This window comes from Ramlibacter pallidus, assembly GCF_015070875.1.
GTDB lineage: Bacteria > Pseudomonadota > Gammaproteobacteria > Burkholderiales > Burkholderiaceae_C > Ramlibacter > Ramlibacter pallidus.
This window is the reverse complement of the sequence record NZ_JADDIV010000004.1, coordinates 175,930-198,825: the sequence shown is the minus strand read 5'-3', so window position 1 is coordinate 198,825 and position 22,896 is coordinate 175,930. Positions and strand designations below refer to the sequence as shown.

General features: G+C 67.1%; 19 protein-coding genes. 4 read left to right on the top strand and 15 right to left on the bottom strand.

Annotation, left to right across the window (positions count from 1 at the left end; genetic code table 11):
* Positions 1 to 33 precede the first annotated feature (33 nt).
* From IM787_RS14120 to IM787_RS14075, 10 genes are all read right to left on the bottom strand, one after another.
* Complete coding sequence (locus IM787_RS14120; protein WP_193677323.1) at positions 34 to 444, bottom strand: hypothetical protein; 411 nt, start codon at positions 442 to 444, stop codon at positions 34 to 36.
* A 123-nt stretch (positions 445 to 567) separates the two neighbouring features.
* Positions 568 to 1,533 carry a hypothetical protein gene (locus tag IM787_RS14115; RefSeq protein ID WP_193677322.1) on the bottom strand — a complete coding sequence of 322 codons (966 nt, stop codon included), beginning with the start codon at positions 1,531 to 1,533 and terminating at the stop codon, positions 568 to 570.
* Positions 1,534 to 1,539: 6 nt separating this feature from the next.
* Complete coding sequence (locus IM787_RS14110; RefSeq protein ID WP_193677321.1) at positions 1,540 to 2,193, bottom strand: hypothetical protein; 654 nt, start codon at positions 2,191 to 2,193, stop codon at positions 1,540 to 1,542.
* A gap of 141 nt (positions 2,194 to 2,334) precedes the next feature.
* Positions 2,335 to 2,613 (bottom strand): hypothetical protein, encoded by a 279-nt coding sequence (locus IM787_RS14105; protein WP_193677320.1) that lies wholly within the window; start codon positions 2,611 to 2,613, stop codon positions 2,335 to 2,337.
* Positions 2,614 to 3,604: 991 nt separating this feature from the next.
* A complete protein-coding gene (locus IM787_RS14100; protein WP_193677319.1) occupies positions 3,605 to 4,273 on the bottom strand; it encodes a hypothetical protein in 669 nt (222 codons plus the stop codon).
* Positions 4,274 to 4,407: 134 nt separating this feature from the next.
* Positions 4,408 to 4,731, bottom strand: coding sequence for a hypothetical protein (locus tag IM787_RS14095; protein ID WP_193677318.1), 324 nt, complete (start codon positions 4,729 to 4,731; stop codon positions 4,408 to 4,410).
* A 2,829-nt stretch (positions 4,732 to 7,560) separates the two neighbouring features.
* Positions 7,561 to 7,944, bottom strand: a complete 384-nt coding sequence (locus tag IM787_RS14090; protein WP_193677317.1) for a hypothetical protein — start codon at positions 7,942 to 7,944, stop codon at positions 7,561 to 7,563.
* A 48-nt stretch (positions 7,945 to 7,992) separates the two neighbouring features.
* Positions 7,993 to 8,265 carry a hypothetical protein gene (locus tag IM787_RS14085; RefSeq protein ID WP_193677316.1) on the bottom strand — a complete coding sequence of 91 codons (273 nt, stop codon included), beginning with the start codon at positions 8,263 to 8,265 and terminating at the stop codon, positions 7,993 to 7,995.
* Positions 8,266 to 8,378: 113 nt separating this feature from the next.
* Positions 8,379 to 8,759 (bottom strand): hypothetical protein, encoded by a 381-nt coding sequence (locus tag IM787_RS14080; protein ID WP_193677315.1) that lies wholly within the window; start codon positions 8,757 to 8,759, stop codon positions 8,379 to 8,381.
* A 130-nt stretch (positions 8,760 to 8,889) separates the two neighbouring features.
* Positions 8,890 to 9,234: a hypothetical protein gene (locus IM787_RS14075; protein ID WP_193677314.1), complete on the bottom strand. Its 345-nt coding sequence runs from the start codon at positions 9,232 to 9,234 to the stop codon at positions 8,890 to 8,892.
* A 1,180-nt stretch (positions 9,235 to 10,414) separates the two neighbouring features.
* On the opposite strand from IM787_RS14075, the gene IM787_RS14070 reads away from it, so the two are divergent.
* The 3 genes from IM787_RS14070 (at position 10,415) to IM787_RS14060 (ending at position 12,202) form a co-directional block, all read left to right on the top strand.
* Positions 10,415 to 11,422, top strand: a complete 1,008-nt coding sequence (locus IM787_RS14070) for an integron integrase (protein WP_193677313.1) — start codon at positions 10,415 to 10,417, stop codon at positions 11,420 to 11,422.
* 100 nt (positions 11,423 to 11,522) lie between these two features.
* Positions 11,523 to 11,723, top strand: a complete 201-nt coding sequence (locus tag IM787_RS14065) for a hypothetical protein (protein ID WP_193677312.1) — start codon at positions 11,523 to 11,525, stop codon at positions 11,721 to 11,723.
* 170 nt (positions 11,724 to 11,893) lie between these two features.
* The gene (locus IM787_RS14060) at positions 11,894 to 12,202 is read left to right on the top strand and encodes a GNAT family N-acetyltransferase (protein ID WP_193677311.1); all 309 of its coding nucleotides are present in this window, start codon (positions 11,894 to 11,896) and stop codon (positions 12,200 to 12,202) included.
* A 97-nt stretch (positions 12,203 to 12,299) separates the two neighbouring features.
* Here IM787_RS14060 and IM787_RS14055 read toward each other — a convergent pair whose 3' ends face one another.
* The 3 genes from IM787_RS14055 to IM787_RS14045 form a co-directional block, all read right to left on the bottom strand.
* A complete protein-coding gene (locus IM787_RS14055; RefSeq protein ID WP_193677310.1) occupies positions 12,300 to 13,739 on the bottom strand; it encodes an NAD-dependent succinate-semialdehyde dehydrogenase in 1,440 nt (479 codons plus the stop codon).
* 72 nt (positions 13,740 to 13,811) lie between these two features.
* Entirely contained in the window at positions 13,812 to 14,114 is a 303-nt protein-coding gene (locus IM787_RS14050; protein WP_193677309.1) for a hypothetical protein, read from the bottom strand.
* Between the two features lie 101 nt (positions 14,115 to 14,215).
* Positions 14,216 to 14,398, bottom strand: coding sequence for a hypothetical protein (locus IM787_RS14045; protein ID WP_193677308.1), 183 nt, complete (start codon positions 14,396 to 14,398; stop codon positions 14,216 to 14,218).
* Positions 14,399 to 14,501: 103 nt separating this feature from the next.
* On the opposite strand from IM787_RS14045, the gene IM787_RS14040 reads away from it, so the two are divergent.
* Entirely contained in the window at positions 14,502 to 14,693 is a 192-nt protein-coding gene (locus IM787_RS14040) for a hypothetical protein (RefSeq protein ID WP_193677307.1), read from the top strand.
* On the opposite strand, the gene pbpC is transcribed toward IM787_RS14040, so the two are convergent.
* Both pbpC and IM787_RS14030 read right to left on the bottom strand, forming a co-directional pair.
* Positions 14,690 to 16,816: a penicillin-binding protein 1C gene (gene pbpC, locus IM787_RS14035; protein WP_435531160.1), complete on the bottom strand. Its 2,127-nt coding sequence runs from the start codon at positions 16,814 to 16,816 to the stop codon at positions 14,690 to 14,692. The genes IM787_RS14040 and pbpC overlap by 4 nt on opposite strands.
* Positions 16,813 to 22,779 (bottom strand): alpha-2-macroglobulin family protein, encoded by a 5,967-nt coding sequence (locus tag IM787_RS14030; RefSeq protein ID WP_193677306.1) that lies wholly within the window; start codon positions 22,777 to 22,779, stop codon positions 16,813 to 16,815. The genes pbpC and IM787_RS14030 overlap by 4 nt, the downstream gene beginning before the upstream one ends.
* Positions 22,780 to 22,896: the final 117 nt, after the last annotated feature.

Sequence of the window (22,896 nt, the reverse complement as noted above, 5' to 3'; positions counted from 1 at the left end):
GACCGTCGCCGGGCGCCCGCATCGACCGACCTGTTAGCCGTCACGGCGCACCTCAGGCTCAAACCAGAACGCAGGTAGCGCCAAGCCGCAGCGAGTGAGCCACGCATGAAAGTCCTGCTTGGTCACGAACTCCTCGAACAGGGCCTCTGCTTGAGGCGTCGCCGCGCGCTCCATGATGCTCCGAAGGTGCGCCAATGCACTGGCGCGAATGAACACGGGCAACATGCCTTCGCCGGCCACATAGCCTACCAAGGGAGCGCCACGGAGCTCGAACGTGCCCGGAGTCAGCCATTGCGGGTCGACGCTCTGAACACGCAGCCCGTCGCGAACAACAGCCTTCGCCAACACCCGCGCCACCACATGCTCGTGCTGGAGTCTCTCCTGCGCCCATTGGGTCACAACTTCCCAGAAGCGATAGCTTTCGATGTGCTGCGACAGAAGCATGGCCGTTCTTGTGAGGGCTAACGTGAAGGTGACCGGCACGTTGCAGCAAGGGGCCGCACGGTGCACGACCTCCAACGGCGCTGTGCGGCGCCTTGCCGCAACGTGTCCGCGTGGACCGACAAGCTAGATGTCATCGCCACGGACGTATAGTGCCTCGAACCCTCGCGGCAAGTTGGCAAGTTCATCACGCACAGAGGGGGCCTGATCAAATGACGTGAGCCAATCCAGGTACCTGTCGGGCGTGAAATACAGACGCACCCGCTCCAGAGCTTGCGCTGAGGCAGTTTCAGAGATGAAGCGCACGTGAGGGTCTTCGCGTGACCTTCCGTCGTCCAGAAGTTCCGCGCTGAGGCAATGCGACCACGCCCAGCCAACGGAAGGCGTCTGCCCGATGACGAACTCCGACGGCCACCTCTTCTCCCCGGTGAGGATGTCGCTAGCGCCTAGAACCCAGACGAGAACCTGAGCTCGCCAATGAGGAGACGGGATCGAGAGAACCGAGTCCAACCACCCAGCGATCAGGCTTTCAGGCAGATATTTCAGACAGAAGAACATCGAGGAGGAGAAGTCCCCGCTCGCATTCCACCAGCACCACACTCGATTCGGATTGTTGTTCGTGCGATGGAGCATCGCCCCAAGTTGGATCTCGCTTCCACTCCAACAGGCCTCGTCCATGATGCATCGACCAAGAGTATGCAAGGCATCCGCTTTGAACCCCTCGTAGGGCTCGTCTTCATTCCCCGTCGGGTAAAGGGCCATGAACCCGGTGACCAGGTACTCCAAGAGGCAATCGACAGACTCTTGGTGGCTCCTCGGGATGAGCTGGCCAAGCAGATAGTGGTACCAATCCGTCCACTCGTTCATTCGGCCGAACGAGCTAGTACCGATCGCGATCTCGGTTAGAGGCCGCTGAAGCTCGTATGAAGAGAGCTTTTGCAGGTCCCCTGCGAGTTCGGGATACATCTTCCTCTCGTTGCCCATGAACCACGCCTCGCCCATTGGCTCACAAGGGCGTGGAAACTTGCTGCGCAGCCGCTCGAGCGCGCCTCGGTCGTAACCGGCGCCAGGCGCCCACACGAACTGCTTCAACGACATCTAACGCTGGAGGTGAGCCGCGCACAACGGCAAGTCGCCGCAAGGCGTACGATCACCGACACGCTTCGCAGCGCCTTGCCGTTGTGTGTCGTTAACGGGCTGCCATTCACGTATGTGAAAGCCCAGACGAGATTCACTTCCGAGCAGGCGTACGGTGGCGCCCGATGGAAACTGACCAAACTGCTTCGGGGTCATACACACATTCACGCTGAACGGCGACGCCAACTCGGGAGTGAAATAGTAGTCGCAAGAGCGCCGGCTCGCGCTGTACCACTTCGAGGCGCGAACTTCAATCGCAGCATCCGTGCCTGCAAGTTTCGTGAAGAGCGCACCCACGCCAAACAAGACGCCGTGCAAAGTCAGTCCGAAGAGGATGGCCGGCAGGACTACCAGAGCGAGACCCTTCTTGATCTCAGAGACGTCTTCATTGTAGAAGCGATGTCCCTTGGCATTCGCGAGGAGCCCAAGTCCGAAAACCACTACAGTGAAGATCGCTGCCAGTATCGACCCGTCTCGATACCAGAGCGCACTGGGAGCGAAATCAGTCCAGAAGCTGTATCCAACCAAACCAAGGCCAACATAGCTCGCATGAACTGCGATCCGTCGAACGGTCGTCGGCGAGGAGGTGCCAAAGTAAATGCTGGATAAGGACATCGTCGGCTGCTACCCACTAACGTAAAGGTGACCGGCACGTTGCGGCAAGCGGCCGCACGGTGCACGATTTCCAACGGCGCCGTGTGGCCGCTTGCCGCAACGTGTCCGAGTCGACCGTTCTGTTAGACCGCACCTGCGTCCTCAGCAAATCTTTCCGCACTGCCAGCATTCGCCACTGCCCTCCGGATAGAGCCAGCTCCCGCAGTTGGAACACGCGGCCGGCTCACCCATAGGCCGGTACGGGCCCCAGCCCATTCGAAGACTGTAGATCGACATCGCCTCTTCGAATGTGCTCGCCTCAATCTGAAAGACGCGGCGCACGAGTGTCTGAGCGGGGTTCGCCCGCTGCTCCTCGAGCTTGGCGCTCTCAAAGAACGCGAAGCCGTCTTCTGTCTCCCACGCTTCAAACGTGCGCTGCATTTGGTGCGGTCTAACGTGAAGGTGACCGGCGAACCATAGGCGGGCGAACGCCCGCCGCGAGTACGTCCGTGTCGACCGGCCTGTTATGCCAAATGTTGGAGGCGTTCACCGCTCGCATGGTACTGGCGCTGGGCATTGAGGGGCAACTGTCTCCGCATTGGCTGTTGGATGTTTGCGGCGGCCGAACGATGGACAGTGCCAATCAGACGGCGAGTGCCTCTCAGCCTCCAACGGCACCCCTCGCAGAGGAACTTGCCTCCGGTGGTGCGCAGTGCGGGCACGAAAGACGGCGCTCACGCAACGGAACTACGGCGCCAAATCGACGGCTTCAGAAGTGGGGGCGCTCGCCAGGCGCATGGCCGCCGCAAAGGCGCGGCCAAAGAGGCACGAGGGGGAAGCGGACTCTTACGCTACGAGATCGGTGAAGGGGGAGACCGCAGCCACTGAGGCATAACGTCGAAGGTGAGCGGCACGCGCCGGCAGCGCGCCGCAAGGTGCACGATCATTCGCGCGCCTTGTGGCGCGCTGCCGGTGCGTGTCCGTCTCGACCGACCTGTTATGCATGTGCCTCCCCGGAATCTTTGGCTCAAGGATACCGGCACGGCCGCCTGAGGGGAAGCATCGGCGCCCACCAGGCTCAGAGCTTTTGCGCAAGCCTGCTTGAGACGGCCGCCGATTCAGTGCGATGACCAATCCGACTGCGATGGGGAGCATGACCACTGGGCGCGGCTACAGCGACTGCGCCGGCAAGGCCGCGACCGTCCTCTGACGGCGGCTCATGGCGCCAAAACTCGCGCGGCGCAAGTCCCGCGCGCCCCAGCCTCAAAGAAGGACGTGGCGCTCATCCCACCAAGGCGATGGGCAAGTGAACCGAATCACTTGCGGCTTGCGGCATAACGTCGGAGTTGACCGGCGTACAGTAGGCGGGCAAAGCCCGCCGATAGTACGTCCGTGTCGAACGACCTGTTATGCCGCATTCTGCTGCGGGTGATCATCGAGCGGACACTCCGTAGACTCTGAGCTTTTCTGCGGCAGCCTCTCTCCATTTCCCGAGATCCTCCCGACCCTTGGACGTTCGAAGAAGTGTGCTAAGTGTCACCAAGTCCGCCTTAGCGCTCTCCGCGTTGCCCATCCTCTCGTATGCCTGGGCGCGCAGCCAGTACACAGCGGAATAATCCGGCTGATAGGGAATTCCGCGTGTAAAGGCGGAGACCGCTTCCGCATGTCGCTCGAGTTCGAGAAGGCTCCACCCTAGGTGGTACTGAGTCTTCATGCTAGTACCTTCACCAGAAGCAGATTCAACGGCTTCCGCGATCCTTGCGAAAATCAGGCTCTCCTCACGTCGCAGGGCATGCCGGAGATAAAGCGAGTGGTTGATGAGAGAGCGATACGTTAGGCGTGGTAGGAGAGAGAAGCTCCTCTCCTGGTCGAGAGCCGCCTCTTTGAAGTTCGCTGCCTCGGCGTGAAGCCATGCTCGATACTCGAATGCCTGGCCTCGCACTTCGGTCGGTGCAGCGCTGCTGCTTAGGCAGTCTCCAAGGAGTTGCATGGCAGAGGCCTTGCCCTGCCGTGTTGCATCGAAGGCCTCCTCGCAAGAGGCCTGCGCTTGCCCGGTGAGTGGGAAGCCGAAGACCGCAAGCGCGAGCAGGAGGTGACGCACGAATGTCAGTCCCCCTGCGGCATAACGTCCGAGTTGACCGGCACGCACCGGCAGGGCGCCGCGAGGCCTACGCTCACCAGCAGGCTTCGCGGCGCCTTGCCGGTGCGTGTCCGTGTCGAACGACCTGTTAGACCTCATGCGCTCTGCCCTTTGATGTCGTACTTATCGAAAAACAGGCCGCAAGTTTGTTCCAGAAATCGCGCACAGTCTCGCGCCTCCTCGCGCGACCAGCACACGATGCCATCCAGAACAACGAGAGGCACGCCTTCTACAGCACCAATGCTCGCGACCAGGCTCTGCTCAGATGACAGGTACTGCGGCTTCGCTTGAACCCACGCTTGCGGCCACGGGAAGGAGGAGTCCTGATTGGGGAGTGTCGCCACGTTGACCAACCCCGACGCACTTCCGAACGCCTCAGAGGGTGACGAGAAGACCGGCACGTTGAGGTGGACTCGCATGAGGTCTAACGTCGAAGTTGACCGGCGCGCACCGGCATTGCGCCGCGAGGCGTAGGCTTACCAGCACGCCTCGCGGCGCAATGCCGGTGCGTGTCCGAGTCGAACGACCTGTTAGCCATCGCCCCCATCCTGCAAAGGTCCCTTGAAAACGGAGCGACGCGGTCGAACGGTCTTCTTCGCCCTCTTCAGAAGTGAGCTGGTCTTCGAATCGGAGTTCATCTGATTCGCGGCACGCCTTTCAAGCGTCCGATCTACATACTCGGCGAGAGGTGCGTCGGGGATCTTGCGCCAAGAACGCCGACCCGTTCGAGTCACTTCGCCTCCGACCTCCTCCAAGGTGCCAACGAGCTTGACAGTGGCCACGGCCTCGGCGCGCCGCAGCGCACGGCCGGCACTCGCCTTCCGTTTGGCGATGGCCGCACGGCTCTTGCTGCGGGATTCGGCCACTGTGTTGCGGCCATCCTTCGCGTAGCTCAGGGCCTTCTTGTCCTGGGGTGATCGACGGACCTTCATTGCGACGGCTAACGTCGGAGTTGACCGGCGCGCAGCGGCATTGCGCCGCCGGGCGTATGCTCCCACGCACGCCTGGCGGCGCAATGCCGCTGCGTGTCCGCGTCGAACGACCTGTTAGACCGCTTGCTCACGAGTGCGCCTTTGGTCGGAGGAGAAGTGACGCGCTGATCCTGGCAGCAATCCAGGTGACCGCTGCCCCAAAGACGCCCAGCCCCACCGCCATGGTGAGGCCCATCGCAAGGTGATTCCCAGCACCAGGGCGGACGGTCATGTTCATCAGAATCATCGAACCGATGAACCCCAGAAACAGCGCGGGCCCGAACGCCACTACCCCAACGCCCCACACCACCAACTTTCCCTTAGGCGATAGGACTGAAAAGTTGCGCGAGCGCAAGAGCCTTCGAATGCCTACTGCCGCCCATATTGCAGCTGCGATTGCTCCCACAGGGACCGAAGTGACGGCGTTAAGTTCGAACATGGCATCCTAGCGGTCTAACGTTGGAGTTGACCGGCACGCACCGGCAAGGCGCCGCAAGACGCATGCTCCCGCGGACGGCTTGCGGCGCCTTGCCGGTGCGTGTCCGCGTCGAACGACCTGTTATATGGCAGCGTGCTCAACGGCGAGCCCCTTCTCGGTAAGTGAGATCAAGAACTTGCCTGGCGCCTCCTCGGCCCTCTTGTCGCGATAGACAGCAACTCCGTCAATGCGAGGCAACTGCTCTGGATCTGGATCGGAGACATTCTCATACCAGTCTGAGATGAACGCATGCCATGCAGGGGGTTCGACCATGCGCCAGCTGGTACCGCCTTCGGCATTCCGCGAATTTTCCGCGGCTCCTTTCCCCCACACTAGAGAAACCACTGGCTGGACCCAGGGCAACGTAGCGGACATAGCCCGAATGTGTAGCAACGCGGTGTCGGAGAACACGACTTCAGCCATGGATCGAGCACGCGGCGGCTTCTGCCATATAACGTCGGAGTTGACCGGCGACCGAGAGGCGCGGGCGCGAAGCGCACGGCAGCACTTGGGCGTCCGCGTCGAACGACCTGTTATGCGAGTGCCTGCTGGGAGTCATGTGCGCAAAAATACCGGCGCGAGCGGCCAAGGGAAAGCATCGGCGTTGCATCGGGGCAGTGCCGCCGGTGAAGCCAGCTTGCGACGGCCTACAAGTCGAAGCGGCGCCAACCGGACTGCGCTGGGGAGCCTGACCACCAGGCGCAGTGCGGGCGACCAGGTCTGATGACGCCACGAAGCTGACCGAGCGGCGATTCACGGCTTCAAAGCACCCCAGGATCTGTCTCGCCCGCCACGGCTTTCACGAAGGGCGTGGCGGTCAGAGCGGCGCGGCGATCGAGAGGAAAGCCGCATCAACTACGGCTTGCGGCATAACGTCGGAGTTGACCGGCGACCGAGAGGCGCGGGCGCGAAGCGCACGGCAGCACTTGGGCGTCCGCGTCGAACGACCTGTTATGCGAGTGCCTGCTGGGAGTCATGTGCGCAAAAATACCGGCGCGAGCGGCCAAGGGAAAGCATCGGCGTTGCATCGGGGCAGTGCCGCCGGTGAAGCCAGCTTGCGACGGCCTACAAGTCGAAGCGGCGCCAACCGGACTGCGCTGGGGAGCCTGACCACCAGGCGCAGTGCGGGCGACCAGGTCTGATGACGCCACGAAGCTGACCGAGCGGCGATTCACGGCTTCAAAGCACCCCAGGATCTGTCTCGCCCGCCACGGCTTTCACGAAGGGCGTGGCGGTCAGAGCGGCGCGGCGATCGAGAGGAAAGCCGCATCAACTACGGCTTGCGGCATAACGTCGGAGTTGACCGGCGGACAGTAGGCGGGCAACGCCCGCCGATAGGACGTCCGCGTCGAACGACCTGTTATGCGAGTGCCTGCTCAGAGTCATGGGTGCAAGGATACCGGCGTGACCGGCGAAGGGGAAGCATCGGCGTGGCCTCGGAGCACAGCCGGCGATAAGGCCAGCTTGAGACAGCCAACGACTCGAAGCGATGCCAAACCGACGGCGTTGGAGAGCCGGACCACAGGGCGCACTGCCAGCGACCAGGCCCAAGGATGCCCTGGCGCTGGCCAAGCGGCGGTTCACGGCTTCAAGTCACCCGCGGCATCTGTCGCGCGCGCCACGGCCTCCACGGAGGACAGAACGCTCAAAACGAGTGCGGCGATTGAGAGGCAAACCGCATCAACTACGGCTTGCGGCATAACGTCGAAGTTGACCGGCGACCTGCGGGGAGGACCGGAGCGAAGCGAAGGACCGCCGCTGGGCGTCCGTGTCGAACAACCTGTTAGGCCGCAAGCGCCTCACTCCCGCTTCCCTCCAGCGCCTCGGTTGTAGTACAGCATCGCCTCCCACGTCACCTCCTCGACGTTCAGCGCAAGTCCATTCTCCGAATTCACAAGTCGCACGAACTTCTGAACAATGTAGTCGGGGCGAATTGCCTCAGGTTTGATGCAAGCTTCAAGCGCGCGTGCGTACATCACTACGGAGTCCCCGTTCTTCAGCAGCTGAAGAGGCGCCCGAAAGGGCTCAGCAAGATCGCAAACGATGCTGCTGCCTTCAACACGAAGTCGTGCCTCCTGTTCGTCAAGCTGAGATTCGTATTTATGAAGGGGGTTCATTCTGCGGTCTAACGTAAAGGTGACCGGCACGTTGCGGCAAGGGGCCGCACGGTGCATGATTTCCAACGGCACTGTGCGGCCCCTTGCCGCAACGTGTCCGAGTCGACCGACCTGTTAGACCGCAACGTCACTTCCATGTCCCCACATGAACCAAGTGATGATCCACACCACGAGAATCCAATTGCCGATCTTGCAGAGGCGCTTGCCTTCATCGGTGTATTCGTCACCTGTGCCCACTGACCAGGCCACGCTGGTGAGGAGGAACCGCTCAGACGGCGACTTGCGCTTCTCGACGTCATTCAAGTGCGCGCCCACTCGCAGGCCAAGATAGCCATACGCACCTCCCAAGAGGCAGACAACAACAAGCAATGCGTCGCGCGTGCTCATTTGCGGTCTAACGTCGGAGTTGACCGGCACGCTGCGGCAAGGCGCCGCGAGACGTAAGCTCACCTGCACGGCTTGCGGCGCCTTGCCGCAGCGTGTCCGTGTCGAACGACCTGTTAGACCGCATGCTCCTTCCCGCCGCCATTCCATTCCTTTGACCACCACCTACCTTCCGGAACAAAGACTCGTAGGGGAGCCGCGGCCAGCAAGGCTACAAGCACAGCGAGATCTTCAGGCAACCGCTCCGAACCCTTTCGATAGGTGGGCGTCTCAAACGCCACACCATACGGGTAGCCCTCTTTGACGTCGTCCATGTCAAAGACCTCGACCACTGCATTCTCAGCGTACCCGACATAGTAGTGCTCGTCAGGAGGATAGTTCGAGCTCAATCGCTCCTCGTGCTCCGCCAATCCGAGGGCTCTGAACACCTCGAGAGCCGCCTTTTCCAACGTACCCGGTGCGTAAGCGGTCCGAACAAAGACTGTGAGGCCGTTCATGCGGTCTAACGTTGGAGGTGACCGGCACGCACCGGCAGCGCGCCGCGAGGTGCACGATCACCCGCGCGCCTTGCGGCGCGCTGCCGGTGCGTGTCCGTGTCGACCGACCTGTTAGACCGCAGCGTCGCCTTCACTTGAACTCCTGGACGACTTCGATGAGGCCAACAATGTTGTCATTCAGTTGTTCCAGGTCTTCAGCCGGCACCCACCACTCTGTATGCGCGGCACCGCCAACCTTCTCAACTTTATAGCGTGACATGAAGGCGGCTCTGACTTGAAACCTCGTCACGAACCCAGAGCCACTGGCCTTGACGTTCCAGTCACGCGCGATTTGCGCTGCGTAGGCCTCATTAGTAACCGGATAGAAGATCGGCTGGTCGGGCAGCCTCGGCGGCCAGCGCTTGAATCCACTGGCGCGCACCAGTTCTAGTTCCGCCGGGCCGGTGGGGCGATAGAGCGTTACGGTTTCGGTCATGCGTGGGCGGTCCCTCTGCGGTCTAACGTTGGAGGTGACCGGCACGCACCGGCAGCGCGCCGCGAGGTGCACAATCACCCGCGCGCCTTGCGGCGCGCTGCCGGTGCGTGTCCGTGTCGACCGACCTGTTAGAGCTCATCGCCCACTTTCGGACGAAAGACACTCAAGAGCCCGCACAACGCCAGGAGTAGGGTTCCGAACCCTGCCAGCCACCCGGCATATGGCAAGAGGAAGTCTGCCGCTGCGAGCGCGCGAAACGCACTCGACCAAGATTCAGGATTGCCCACACTGTTTGTGACCGCGAGCAAGGCCAGCCCCAGGGCAAAGACTCCCAAGATCCCTAGCCAAAGACGGGCATGCCTGAGAGCGTCGATCAGGTGAATTTGGAGCAGTTGTCGCTGAGAGGGCTGCATCGTGAGCTCTAACGTGAAGGTGACCGGCGGACCATAGGCGGGCGAAGGCCCGCCGCGAGTACGTCCGTGTCGACCGGTCTGTTATGCGCGAGCGCCGAGGAGTTCACCGAACTCATGATACTGACGCGCCCTTTAAGAGGGAAGCGTCGGGGTTGTTAGTGACCCGAACTCGTGCGTGCCAAGAGTCTTTTGAGGCTTTCCCAGGGGTCGCGGCGTACTGATCCAACGGCGTTGGAAACGACGGCGACCGAAGGTGAGGCGCTCACACGATTGAGTTGGATGGCCGTGCGCTTGAAGGGAGGCGCGGCGGCTGGCACGGACCGCGGCTGCCTAAGAAGGGGCCGCCGAAGGGCCAGCTTATGCCAGGCTCGCAGCTCGCGCCACACCGCAGCAAGAGAGCTTCGCTGGGGACGAGGCGTGGTGCATCTAGCTGCGCGTGCAGAGGGATCCCAACATCAACGGGGTTGCGGCATAACGTAATTTAGACCGCATCCGCCCCACCCCAAACCCCGCACCTGCCGGATAAAACAGGGCACTTGCGCGTTGCAAGTCGATGATTCGACTGGCCATTTTGGCTTTCCTCCCTTTGCACAGGGCCAAATAAAAGAGCCCTGGAACCCCGCACGAATCCAGCTTGGCCCGTACGGGATAAAACCACCGGATAAGAAGCGTCGCGGCATCTGCTCATCCGCTCGCAGGAGTCTTGCTGGCCTTTCCGGAGAACGCAAGCGCTTGCAAGCTGTTTTTTCATACAGTATAAAGGGGCGATGATTGCCGCAGCGTCCACCGACGTGCCGCCGCAGGCACCGCGCCTGCTCGTGCAGCTGCGGGAACGCCTGCGCTATCTGCACTACAGCCTCCGCACGGAGAAGGCTTATGTGTACTGGGTGCGCTTCTTCATCCGGTGGCACGGCATGCGGCATCCGCGCGACATGGGAGCACCGGAGGTCGAGGCGTTCCTGACCATGCTGGCCACCCAGCGACACGTCTCCGCGGCCACGCACGGCCAAGCCCTCAGCGCCATCCTGTTCCTCTACAAGGAGGTCCTCGGGATGGAACTTCCTTGGATGACGGCATTGCAGCGTCCCGCACCGGCGCGGCGCATTCCCGCTGTCCTCGCGCATGGCGAGGTCGCGGCATTGCTGGCGGCGTTCGATCCCGAAATGGGACTGGTCGCGCGGCTCCTCTACGGCACGGGCATGCGCCTGATGGAGGCGATGCGCCTGCGCGTGAAGGACGTCGACTTCGACCGCAACGTGGTCGTCGTTCGCGAAGCCAAGGGGCGGAAGGACCGCGTGGTGATGCTTCCGCGCTCGCTCGCCGCGGCGCTCGGGGCGCAAGTCGCCGCCGCCCGCCGCGTCTGGGAGACCGACCGACTGCGCGAACAGGGCGGCGTGCAGGTGCCGCACGCGCTGGAACTCAAGTACCCGAAGGTCGGGCAGAGCTGGGGTTGGTTCTGGGTCTTTCCCTCGCCCGCGATGTCGACCGACCCCGCCACTGGCGAGGTGCGCCGGCACCACCTGCACGAAGAGCGCCTGCAGCGCGCCATCAAGGCCGCCGCGGCGCGCGCCGGCCTCCAGAAGAAGGTCTCCGCCCACACCCTGCGACACAGCTTCGCCACGCACCTGCTCCAGGCCGGGACGGACATCCGCACCGTGCAGGAGCTCCTCGGCCACAGCGACGTGAGCACCACGATGATCTACACGCACGTCCTCAAGGTCGCCGCGGGCGGCACCGCCAGCCCGCTCGACGCACTGCCCGCGCCCACCCCGTAGTCCGGCGTCACAGTCTTCACTGCAGCTTTGCAGCGCGGCGTCGCCCGCCTTCCCGCCTGCCGCGTTGAAGGTGGAAGAGCCCCAGGACGCAGGAGGTGACATGTCCCAGGCAACGACGACCGCATTCCAGCTGTGCTTCCGCTCCCTGTTCGACGGCAGGGGGTTCGCCTTTCCCTGCGACCGCCATGGCCGCGTCGACCTCGACGGGCTCAGCGAGCAGGCGCGCCTGAACTACCTGTACGCCCGTGCGATGGTCGGGCGGGAGCTGTCCGTGCCGGCGATCGAGCCCGTGCCGCACTGAGGCCGGCGGCTACATCGGCTCGGGCATCGGCTTCGGGCCGCCGGGCGGGTTGGTCGGCGGAGACAGGGGCGGCAGCGGCTCGGGCGGGGGTTGGGTGGCCATGCGCCGATGCTAGCCACAAGCCGCCTGGGCGGGGCCACGGCGCGCCGGGTTTGCGGCAACATGGCGGCATGAAGCAGCAACAGCAAGCCACGGGCGCCACGCCGGAGTTCAAGCACAACAGCGGGGCCGCGCAGTACGAGCTGCGCATCGACGGCGAACTCGCCGCCATCGCCGCCTACCGGCTGGAAGGCAACGCGGTGCGGTTCACGCACACGGAGGTGCAGCCGCAGTTCGAAGGCCAGGGCCTGGGCTCCAAACTCGCGGCGCTGGCCCTCGACGACGTCAGGAGCAGCGGCCGCAAGGCCGTGCCGCAGTGCCCCTTCATCGCGAAGTTCATCGAGAAGCACCAGAAGGACTACGGGGAGCTGGTGGCATAAGCCGCTGCAACGGAAAAGGCCGCCTCGCGGCGGCCTTCCTGATGCCCCGTGATTCCCGCCTGCGCGGGAATCACGGGGCGTTGCGCGACGGGGCGCGTCAGACGTTCATCACCGCGACCGAGCGCACGTTCAGGTACGCCTCCAGCGACTCGGGGCCGCCTTCGGAGCCGTAGCCCGAATCCTTGATGCCGCCGAAGGGCATCTCGGCGCTGGGCATGGCGGGCATGTTGATCCACAGCATGCCCACTTCCACGCGGCGCGTCAGCAGGTCGGCATTCTTCAGCGACTTCGTGAAGCCGTAGCCGGCCAGGCCGAACGAGAGGCGGTTGGCTTCGGCGATGGCTTCTTCCAGCTTGTTGAAGCTGCGGATGCCGGCCACCGGGCCGAAGGGCTCGTCGTTGAACATCTTCGCTTCCAGCGGCACGTCGACCAGCACGGTCGGCTCCCAGAAGTTGCCCGCGTCACCGATGCGCTTGCCACCCGTGAGCACCTGCGCGCCGTGCTTCACGGCATCCTCGTGCAGCTCCGCCATCGCCGTCACGCGGCGCGGGTTGGCCAGCGGGCCCATCTGCGTGCCTTCGGCCAGGCCGTCGCCGACCTTGATGCCCTTGGCGTAGTCGGCCAGGGCCTTCGCGAAGTCGTTCTTGATGCTTTCGTGCACCAGGAAGCGCGTGGGCGAGATGCACACCTGGCCCGCGTTGCGGAACTTGGCGGCACCGGCCGACTTGACCGCCAGGGCGATGTCGGCGTCCTCGCAGACGATCACCGGGGCGTGGCCGCCCAGTTCCATCGTCACGCGCTTCATGTGCTGGCCGGCCATGGCCGCCAGCTGCTTGCCGACCGGCGTCGAGCCGGTGAAGGTCACCTTGCGGATCACCGGGTGCGGGATGAGGTAGCCGGAGATCTCGGCCGGGTTGCCGTACACCAGCTGCAGCACGCCCGCGGGGATGCCCGCATCGGCGAAGGCCTTGATGAAAGCAGCGGGGCCGGCGGGCGTTTCCTCCGCTGCCTTCACCAGCATGGAGCAGCCGGCGGCCAGTGCCGGGCCGACCTTGCGCACCACCTGGTTGATGGGGAAGTTCCAGGGCGTGAAGGCCGCGACCGGGCCGACCGGGTCCTTCACCACCATCTGGCGCATCTCGGGCTTGAAGCGCGAGGGCACCAGGCGGCCGTAGACGCGCAGGCCTTCGTCGGCATACCACTCGATCATGTCGGCGGCGGCCAGGGTCTCGCCCTTGGCTTCCACCAGCGGCTTGCCCTGCTCCTGCGTGATCAGGGGCGCAATCTCGGCCGCGCGCTCGCGGATCAGCCCGGCGGCCTTGCGCATGACCTTCGCGCGTTCCGCCGGCGGCATGTCGCGCCAGGTCTCGAAGCCTTTCTGGGCGGCTGCCAGCGCACGGTCGAGGTCGGCCTTGGAGGCCTGCGCCACGCGGCCGATCTCCTTGCCGGTGGACGGGTTGAAGACGGCGAGCGAACGGCCGTCGGCAGCGTCCTGCCATTCGCCGTTGATGAAGAGCTGGGTGTTGGGGTAGGTCATGGCGGTCCCTTGGGTGAACCCGGGATTATGCGTCGCCGCCATTCGCCCCACCCGGGGCGGGAATCGCCCCGCTCAGCGCGTCAGGCGCGCCAGCACGAAGCCGAGCAGGAAGGCCCCGCCCAGCGCGGCCAAGGGCTGCGCCTCCACCTGCGCCTGCGCGTCGGCCAGGTAGCCGCGGTAGGTCGACTGGGCACGCTGCATGCGCGATTCGCCCTCCGGCACGCCGCTGGCGGAGGGATGGAACACGGCCGCTTCCGACTGCGCGCTGGTGATGTCGAGTTCGGCCGCGACGTCGTCGTCGGCGCCCAGGTCATAGCCCACGTCGTTCAGGCGTGTGTCGCCGGTCTGCTTGATGCGGTTGTTGGGATTGGGCATGTCTGCTTCCTTGTGGTCGACGCCCAATCTAGGCCGGCGCGTCGCACGCCTGCGTAGGAGGATGGCCCACCGGGCACTGCGCGTGCGCCCGCAGCGCGCATTCAGCAGGTGCGCACGCGGCCTTCCGCCGTGTACTGCACGGTCACCCCGCTGGCGAACTGCAGGTAGCGCACGCCGTCGATGCACGACACGGAGTGACCGGTGAGGTTGGCGGTGACCTTGCGGTCGAACCAGCCGCAACCGGACAGGCCGGCCACCAGGGCGATGAGGAGGAGCGTTTTCATCCGGCCATTCTGCGGTCGGGCCGGCCGGCCGGGGCGCCTCGGGTCCACCCGCGGCGTGGACAAGTCTGGCCCGGTGTCGGTACCATAGGGGCTGGACGCCGTCATGCCCGAACGCATCGCCTACCTGGACCCCGAGGTCAAGCCGCCCGAATACCGCGTGCCGCGCGGCCGCAGCGGCGTGGGCGCCCAGTCCGCGCTCGAAACGCTGATCAAGGACCTGGAGCGCATCCGCCGCGCCAAGGAAGCCTACGGCGACGTGCAGCGGCGCCCCGAATACCTGCAGTTCCGCTTCTAGTTCTTGCGGGCGGCCTTCACGCCCGCCCCGCGCACTTCCACGCGCACCTCGTCCAGCACCCTCCCCCGCGCGTCCACCAGCTGCAGCACGTGCCGCCCCGGCCACGGCATCCAGCCGGCCTGCGCGCCGCGCGCGAACTCCTTGCCGTCCACGCGCCAGCGCAGGGCATCGCCGCCGACGGCGCGCAGCTGCAGCCGCTGGTGCCGCGGCGGGATGTCGGGGTCCAGCGCGACGATCGTCCCGTCCACCGGCGCCGCGATGCGCACCGCCGCTTGGGCGGCTGGAGGCCGGTCCAGGGCCATGCGCTCCTGCTGGGTCCCGGCGAGGAACCACTCCGCCCGTTCCGCTTCCAGTGCGTCGCCGAAGCGCACCTTCTGCTGCACCAGGCCGGCGGGCGGCCGGGGCGCCTGCGACGGCGTGCCGGCGTGCAGGTGGCGCATCACGGCCGCCCACACCGGCGCGGCACCGCTCGTGCCGCTGACGGCATGCATGGCCGCCCCGCTGGCATTGCCGACCCAGACGCCCACGGTGTAGCGCTGCGAAAAACCCACGGCCCAGTTGTCGCGCATGTCCTTGCTGGTGCCGGTCTTCACCGCCGTCCAGAAGCGCGTGGCCAGCAGGCTGTCGGTGCCGAAGGTGCGGGCGCGGGCGTTCGGGTCGGAAAGGATGTCGGCGACGATGAAGGCCGCGCCGGCGTCCATGGCCTGCACGGGCTTGGCGGGTGCGCGCGGCGTCGTGCGCGGCTCCGAGAACCGCCCCTGGTTGGCCAGCGTGCGGTACGCGTTCGCCAGCCCCAGCAGCGGGACCTCGGCGCTGCCCAGGGCCAGGCTGTAGCCGTAGTAGCCGCCGCCTTCGCGCAGCGGCAGGCCGGCCGCGCCCAACGTGCGGTGGAAAGCTTCGGGCGACACCATCACCAGCGTGCGCACCGCCGGCACGTTGAGCGAGGCGCCGAGCGCCGTGCGCGCCGAGACCCAGCCCTTGAAGGCATGGTCGTAGTTCTGCGGGATGTAGAGGCCGGCCGCCGTCGGGATGTGCGCGGGCGAATCGTCCAGCAAAGAAGCGGCCGTGATGCGGCGTTCGGCGATCGCCTGCGCATAGAGGAAGGGCTTCAACGTCGATCCGGCCTGGCGCAGGGCGGTGACGCCATCCACCTCCGCCGCCCGGCTCAGGTCGCCCGACGACCCCACCCAGGCCAGCACCTCGCCGGTGGCGTTGTCCAGCACGACGACGGCGCCGTCCTCGACGTTGCGGCCCTTCAGCTCCCGCAGGTGCTGGCGCAGCGAGGCCAGCGCGACGCGCTGCACGTCGGCGCGCAAGGTGGTCGCGATGCGCGCCTGGCCTGGCGACTGCCGCAGCAGTTGGCGCGCCAGGTGCGGCGCCATGCCCTCGCTGGCGGCGAAGGCGCGGCGGCCCAGCGCCGCCTCCACCGCCATGTCCAGCGCCTCGCAGTCGGCGCGGCCTTCCATGGCCTTGAGCACGCCGCAGGCGCGCCGCGCCACCTGCCGCGGGGCGGCATTCGGCGCCCGGACCAGGGCTGCGGCGATGGCCGACTCCTGCGCGTCCAGGCCATGCGGGGCCTTGCCGAAGAGGTTGCGCGACAACGCGTCGATGCCCACCATCTCTCCGCGGAAAGGCACGAGGTTCAGGTAGCCCTCCAGGATCTGGTCCTTGCGCCAGCGCGCTTCGAGCACCCTGGCCGCCACCGCCTGCCCCAGCTTCTGCGGCACGTTGCGCCCGCCCGGCCGCTGGCGCCAGTCGCCGTCCACCAGGCCGGCCAGCTGCATGGTGATGGTCGAAGCACCGCGGGTGCGCTGGTTCCACAACGTGCCCCATGCGGCCGCGGAGGCCGCGCGCCAGTCGACGCCGCTGTGCTGCCAGAAGCGCTGGTCCTCCGACAGCACGATGGCCGTGCGGAAGGCGGGGGAGACGTCTTCCAGCGTGACCCACTGCCCGCGCCGCACGCTGTCGTCGCTGCGCAGGCGGTGCAGCAGCTCGCCCTGGCGGTCGACCACCAGCGCGTCGGAAGGACGGTGCTCGCGCCGCACCTCGTCGAAGGACGGCAGCGCCTGTGCCGCCGGCGCGGCGCACAGGCAGGCGGCGAGCACCAGGGGCCGCAGGGTCACCGGCCGGCCTCCACCTTGATGCGCGCGTTGGGCACTTCGCCGAACATCTCCGGCGCGTACATCGCCTCGGCCCGCGTGGGCGGCAGCGCGAACTCGCCGACGTTGTTCAGGCGCACCGTGTACTCCACCTTGAACACGCCCTTGGGCACGTACTCGTAGTACGCGCGGAAGGACTCGAAGCTGCGCTCCTCGAACGCGGCCCAGGCGCCGCCCGCGCGCTTCTCGCCCTGCGTGGCGATCTGCGAGTCGCGGCCGAGTCCCCCGCCGAGGATGGTGGAGCCGCCCGGGATCGGGTCGGTCAGCACGACCCAGGTCATGTCGGAGGCCGCGTTGACTTCCAGCGCCACGCGCAGCACGTCGCCGCGGCTGTACTTCCCGGCCACCGCCTGCTCCACCGGCGTGATGGTCTTCTTCACCTGGAAGCCGGCGGCGAACGGCTCCTTCAGGTCGACCGCGGCCAGCGACTGCACGGTGAGCCACGGCCGGCCACTGCCCTGGTGCGCCACGTTCAGGGCGCCGCCGCCGCTGCCCCAGGGCAGCAGCATCGTGTTGTTGCGCAGCATGCCGGCCGCGGCGGGCGCACCGAACAGCGTGGCCTGGTGCATGGCGCCCTGCGCGTCCGAGGGCTTCGCGCGGTCGACCCGCGCCCAGTCCACGGCGCCCGTGGCCGCGCCGAGCGTCGCGCGCGTGGCGCCGGCCACCGGCGTGCTCTCGAACTTCAGCGAGAACTTCTCCAGGGCGAGGCCGCCCCACAGGTTGGCCGTGGTCGTGAGCCAGGCGCCGCGCTGCTGGCGTGCGATGAAGCCGGCCGCCAGCCGCCCCATGTCGTCCTTCCAGGCCGGGTCCTCCATCACGGCCAGCAGCAGGCGCGCCGTGTTCAGGTCGCCGCTGGCCATCAGCCACCACCAGTAGTCGTCACGCTCGGTGCTGAAGACCAGCTTGGTGCCGATGTAGTTGAGGCGGGCGCGCAGCACCTGCTGCGCTTCGGCCAGGCGCTGTTCGCGCTGCGGCACGTCCTGCACTCGCTTGAGGATGTTCAGCCAGTCGATCACCGCATGCGTCGGCCACTGGTTCGGCGCGATGGTGATGCTGGCCAGCATGCGTCCCTGCGCCTTTCCGTAGCGCGAGAGCGCCTCCAGCGCGGCGAGCTTGCGCACGTCGAGGTCCTTGCGCGGGCTCCAGAACTCGCGCTGGATGCGGCCTTCGACGAAGGCGACCAGGCCGCGCTCCATCGGCGCGCGGGCATCGTCGGGCAGCGCGAAGCCCGGGTTCAGCGCCGCTGCCTCGTGCGAGGCCGCGAGCAGGTACGCCGTCAGCGCATCGCTGCCGCGGTTGCCCTCGCCATCGCGCGGCGGGAAGTAGTTCGCCAGCCCGTCGGCGTCCAGGTAGGTCGGCAGCTGCGCCACCACCCCCTGCCACAGCTTGTCGTCGCGCAGGCCGATCGAGCGGCTGGCCTTCTGCTCCAGGCAGGTGAACGGGTAGCGGGCGAACCAGTCGCGCACGCCCGGCAGGCCTTCGGACAGGCGCGGCTGCAGGGCGAGCTGCACGCCGCCGCGCTTGTCGCCGGTCGCCGGCAGCGCGCCGGCCGGCGGCGCGACGTCCAGCGCGTAGGGCGCGTCCAGCTGCACCAGCGTCGCCTGCTGCACGGTGAGCGGCACGGCCGGCACGATGCGCTGGCGCGCCTTGAGCGCGTCGCGGGCGCCGCCGAGCGTGTCGCGCGCCTCGATCTCCCACAGGATGGCCTCGGTGCGCGCCTGCCCCAGCGGCGCGGGCGCGCTCACCATCCAGGCCACTTCGCGCGCCTCGCCGGCGGGAATGTCCACGGTCTGCGGCTGCAGCGTCAGCAGCGTCGCGCGCGGCGCCACTTCCACCTTCATCGCCTTCGTCGTGGTGTTGCGCAGGGTGAGCTGCGCGCGGAACTGGTCCTCCTCGCGCACCAGCGGCGGCAGGCCGCTGATGATCTGCAGGTCCTGCGTCGCCCGGATGGTCGCCTGCCCGGTGCCGAACAGGCCGGTCCCCATGTCGGCGACCGCGACGATGCGGAAGCTGGTGAGCGCGTCGTTCAGCGGCACGGTGACCTTCGCCTGCCCTTGCGCATCCAGCACCACCTTCGGGTTCCACAGCAGCAGGGTGTCGAGCAGCTCGCGCTGCGGGCTCTTGCCACCGCCGCCGCCGGCAGGCACCGCCTTGCGGCCGTAGTGGCGCCGGCCGATGATCTCCATCTGCGCCGTCGCGGTCTGCACGCCCCAGGAACGCCGCTGCAGCATCGCCTCCAGCAGCTTCCAGCTGTCGTTGGGCATCAGTTCCAGCAAGGCCTGGTCGACGGCCGCCAGCGCCACTTCCGCGTTGGCCGCCGGCTGGCCGTTGGGCTGCTTCACCTGGATCGTCACCTGCGCCTGCCCGCGGACCGGATAGCTTTCGCGGTCGGCCTTGACGTCGACGGCGAGTTCGTGCGCCTTCGTGCCGACGCGGAACTCCGCGACGCCCAGCCGGTACGACGGCTTGGACAGGTCGACCAGCGCGGTCGGCGCCACGTACTCGCGGCCCTCGAACCAGAAGGCCGTCCACCACTCGCGCGGCGCCTTGTAGCCCCAGGTGAAGAAGCTGTACCAGGGCACCTCGCGCAGCCGCCCGCGCAGGGCCAGCACGCTCACGTACACGTTGGGCCCCCAGCCCTCCTCCACCTTCACGCTGACCGTCGGGTCGTCGCCGCGCAGCTCCATCACGCGCGACTGGATCACGCCTTCGCGCTCCACCGTCACCAGCGCCGTCGCGTGGCGGAAGGGCATGCGCACCTGCAGGCGCGCCGTCTCGCCCGGCTGGTAGGCCTTCTTCTCGGGCAGCACGTCGATGCGGTCGTGGTTCTCGCCGCCGAACCACAGCTCGCCCTGGCGCGTGACCCACACGGAGGCGCCGGACTGGATGGTGTGGCCTTGCGCGTCGGTGGCCGTGACCACCAGTTCGACCTCGCCGGGCTCGCCGATCTTCGTCTCGCACAGCAGCAGTCCGCGCGCATCGCTCTTGCCGCTGCAGACCGAGCCCAGCTCCTTGAGCTCGGTCTTGTTGTCGTAGGTGTAGAAGCCTCCCACCATCCGCTTGCGGCTGGTGGTGGTGACGCGCGCGGTCGCCTTCACGTCCAGCGCCACGCCGGCGGCCGGCTGGCCGTCGAGCGACAGCGCCAGCGCCTGGAAGCGCACCTTCTGGCTGGACGAAGCCCAGCCTTCCGTCTTGATGCCGGCCACGACCGCCGCCGGCCACAGCGAGGCGACGTGCCGCAGCGTCTGCACCTCGCCGTTCGGGTCGGCGTAGCTCGCCTCCAGCACCAGCTCCTGCGGCTGTTTCGACTTCGGGACTTCGGGGAGGGTCAACTTGCCGGCCCCGTTGCGGTCCAGCGTGAGCGGCAGCTTGTCGGCGATCACGCGCTGGTCGGTCCCGTTGCCTTCCTCGTCGCCGCCCTCGGCGTCCTCGTCGCGCCGCTGCGCCTGGCCGCGCGGCGGCTGGAAGCTGAATTCATCGTAGTTCGCGAACGCGACGCCCTTGCGCCGCACCATCGCCGAGACGCGCACCGGAAGGTTCACGGCCGCGCCGCCGGACACGTAGTTCACCTGCACGTCGGCCGGCACCGTGGCCACGTCCACCAGCGGGCCCTTGCCGGCGGGGGCGATGCGCCCCTCCAGCACCGGCAGGCGGAACTCCTCGACGCGGAAGCCGCCGCTGCTGCCGCCCTCGTCGTTGCCGCGCAGGGAGATGTCGTACTGTCCCAGCTTGGCGGCGGGCGGCACCTGGAAGCGGCTCTCCGCGCTGAGGCCGCCGGTCGCCGTCTTGCGCCACACCAGCGGCTGCGTGAACTCCTGGCCGCTGCCGACGTGCGTGACCACCAGTTCGCTGGGCGTGCGCGCCGGCACGCCGAAACCTTGCCGCGTCTCGGTGCGCACCAGGTGCTTCATCGACACCGTCTCGCCGGCGCGCAGCAGCGGCCGGTCGAGGACGGTGTGGTAGCGACGGTCCGGCTGCGGCGCGCTGCTGGTCGGCACGTTGAAGCGCCAGGGCTCGATGCCGCGCTGCGAATCGCTGAAGGTGAAGGCGAGGTCCTCCACGCCCTTCGCATCCTTGGCCCGCGCGCTCACGAAGTAGGCGCGGCGGTAGGCGTCGTCGCCCGTGCCGCAGAGTGTCGGTTCCGGGCTCAGGTCCTTGAATTCCGCGATGCCCTGCGCGTTGGTGACGCCGGTGGCCAGCTCCCGGCCGTCGCAGCTGGAGACGCGAACGGCGGCGCCCGGGACGACCGCTCCCTTGTCCAGCGTCGTCACCCAGGCGAGCGCGTTCTCGCGTCCCAGCTTGAAGTGCACGGCGAGATTGGTCACGAGGGCCGTCGTCCGCACGTACATCGTGCGCTGACCGCCGTGGCGGTCGTCCAGCAGCGCCAGGCCGAGCGCCGGCGAGGCGATCTCCACGACGTGGAAGCCGGGGGTGAGCGGGATGCCCACCACCTCGAAGGGACGCGGCTCGTTGCCGGCCGGCTTCGGCAGGTCCAGCATGCGAACGCCGGGCTGCCCCGCCAGCAGCGAGAGCATCCGCGCCTGCACCCTGTCCTTGTCCTCCGTCGCGAGCGCGCGCGGCAGCGGCTGCCGCACGTCGCGGGCCGCCTCGCTGCGCGGCACGAACCAGGTCTCGTAGCGCTCCACCTTGTGCAGCCAGCGCAGGATCTCGGCGTCGGTGCGCGGCGAGAGCTCGCCGACCTTGCCGGGCGACAGCGCCTGCGTGCGCAGGGCCGGTTCCACGTTGCGCAGCGTGACCGGCAGCAAGGGCCCGCTGTCCGGCTCGGCGAAGCGTTCCACGATGCCGAAGGGCGCCGCCGCGAACTTCGCCAGCGGCGGCATGGGGCCGGTGGCGACTTGCAGGGGGAAGCTGGCCGCGTTGTCCAGGGGCCGGCCGGAAGCGTCCTGGAAGCCGCCGGGCAGCACCAGCCGGAACGGCGTGCGCTCCGGGAACACGGTGCGGAACGTGACCGCGTTGACCACGCCGTCGCCATCCCCTTCGCCTTCGGTGAAGGTGGGCGCCAGGTCCAGCTTGTCCGACTTCAGCCGCACCTGCGCGGCCAGCTTGCGCGGCACCGGCGCGTTGAAGGCCAGCGTCATCGGCCGGATCGGCAGGCAGGCGGCCTGCGCGTTCTCGCGCTCGCAGGTGAAGCTGGCGGCGAAGGGCTCGCGCACCTGGAAGTTGAAGCGGCGCTCCACGCTGTTGGCGATGCCCGAGGGCGTCGCCACGCCACGGCCGTAGACCAGCTGCACGCGCGCGTTCGGCGGCAAGCGGCGGTTGCAGGTGAGCGTGGCGTAGCGCAGCGGCTCCTTGGCGGCAACCTTGTCCAGGTGCATGGCCTTGAGCATCTCGTCGCGCTGCTTGCCTTCGATGAGGCGCACCGGAACGCGCTCGCCCAGGCCTTCGACGCTGCAGCTCACGCCGGCACGCACGCTGTCCAGCGTGGCCGGTCCATTGAGCTGGAGGACGAAGAACTGTTCTTCGTCGATGCGGCCGCCCGAGGGACGCAGCTGCTGGACGAAGGGACCGCCCGTGTGGAAGCGCCAGCTGCCGGCGGCGAGGTCGCTGCCCGACGGCGACCGGAAGCCCGCCTTCGCCTGCAGCGTGCAGCTCACGCCCGGGGGCAGGTCGTTGTCGAACTGCATGACCCATTCGCGGTCGTTGTTCCAGCGCCCGGTGCCGCGCGTGGCCTGCGCATCGCTGCACGACAGCGTGAGCGGCGCCTGCGCGCGCGCGTCGCCGAAGGTCACGGCAGCCTGGTCGAACCGGGCCACGACCTGGCGGACCTGGGCGATCTCGCCTTGCGGCGTGACGCTGGTGACCTGCAGGGCGCTCGCCGCGCCGGCCAGGCAGAACAGGATGGGCGCAAGCGCCAGGCGGATCTTCTCGTGGGTCACGGTGCCTCCTCGGGGCGAAGCGTAGCCCATGCGCAACCGGGCGGCCGCGCAACTTCGCACGCTCGGCGGGGCGGCAAGAACCCGTTACCGCGGCCCGCTACCCCACACGGGGGACGCCGGCGGGCGTACGATGTGGCGCACCTTCCA

Bases quoted from the DNA above. Each gene is read 5' to 3' on its own strand.
- IM787_RS14095 (WP_193677318.1), bottom strand. From the start codon at position 4,731: ATGCGAGTCCACCTCAACGTGCCGGTCTTCTCGTCACCCTCTGAGGCG.
- IM787_RS14045 (WP_193677308.1), bottom strand. From the start codon at position 14,398: ATGAAAACGCTCCTCCTCATCGCCCTGGTGGCCGGCCTGTCCGGTTGC.
- IM787_RS14080 (WP_193677315.1), bottom strand. From the start codon at position 8,759: ATGAACGGCCTCACAGTCTTTGTTCGGACCGCTTACGCACCGGGTACG.
- IM787_RS14105 (WP_193677320.1), bottom strand. From the start codon at position 2,613: ATGCAGCGCACGTTTGAAGCGTGGGAGACAGAAGACGGCTTCGCGTTC.
- IM787_RS14055 (WP_193677310.1), bottom strand. From the start codon at position 13,739: ATGACCTACCCCAACACCCAGCTCTTCATCAACGGCGAATGGCAGGAC.
- IM787_RS14075 (WP_193677314.1), bottom strand. From the start codon at position 9,234: ATGACCGAAACCGTAACGCTCTATCGCCCCACCGGCCCGGCGGAACTA.
- IM787_RS14085 (WP_193677316.1), bottom strand. From the start codon at position 8,265: ATGAGCACGCGCGACGCATTGCTTGTTGTTGTCTGCCTCTTGGGAGGT.
- IM787_RS14110 (WP_193677321.1), bottom strand. From the start codon at position 2,193: ATGTCCTTATCCAGCATTTACTTTGGCACCTCCTCGCCGACGACCGTT.
- IM787_RS14030 (WP_193677306.1), bottom strand. From the start codon at position 22,779: ATGGGCTACGCTTCGCCCCGAGGAGGCACCGTGACCCACGAGAAGATC.
- IM787_RS14060 (WP_193677311.1), top strand. From the start codon at position 11,894: ATGAAGCAGCAACAGCAAGCCACGGGCGCCACGCCGGAGTTCAAGCAC.
- IM787_RS14040 (WP_193677307.1), top strand. From the start codon at position 14,502: ATGCCCGAACGCATCGCCTACCTGGACCCCGAGGTCAAGCCGCCCGAA.
- IM787_RS14065 (WP_193677312.1), top strand. From the start codon at position 11,523: ATGTCCCAGGCAACGACGACCGCATTCCAGCTGTGCTTCCGCTCCCTG.
- IM787_RS14050 (WP_193677309.1), bottom strand. From the start codon at position 14,114: ATGCCCAATCCCAACAACCGCATCAAGCAGACCGGCGACACACGCCTG.
- IM787_RS14120 (WP_193677323.1), bottom strand. From the start codon at position 444: ATGCTTCTGTCGCAGCACATCGAAAGCTATCGCTTCTGGGAAGTTGTG.
- IM787_RS14070 (WP_193677313.1), top strand. From the start codon at position 10,415: ATGATTGCCGCAGCGTCCACCGACGTGCCGCCGCAGGCACCGCGCCTG.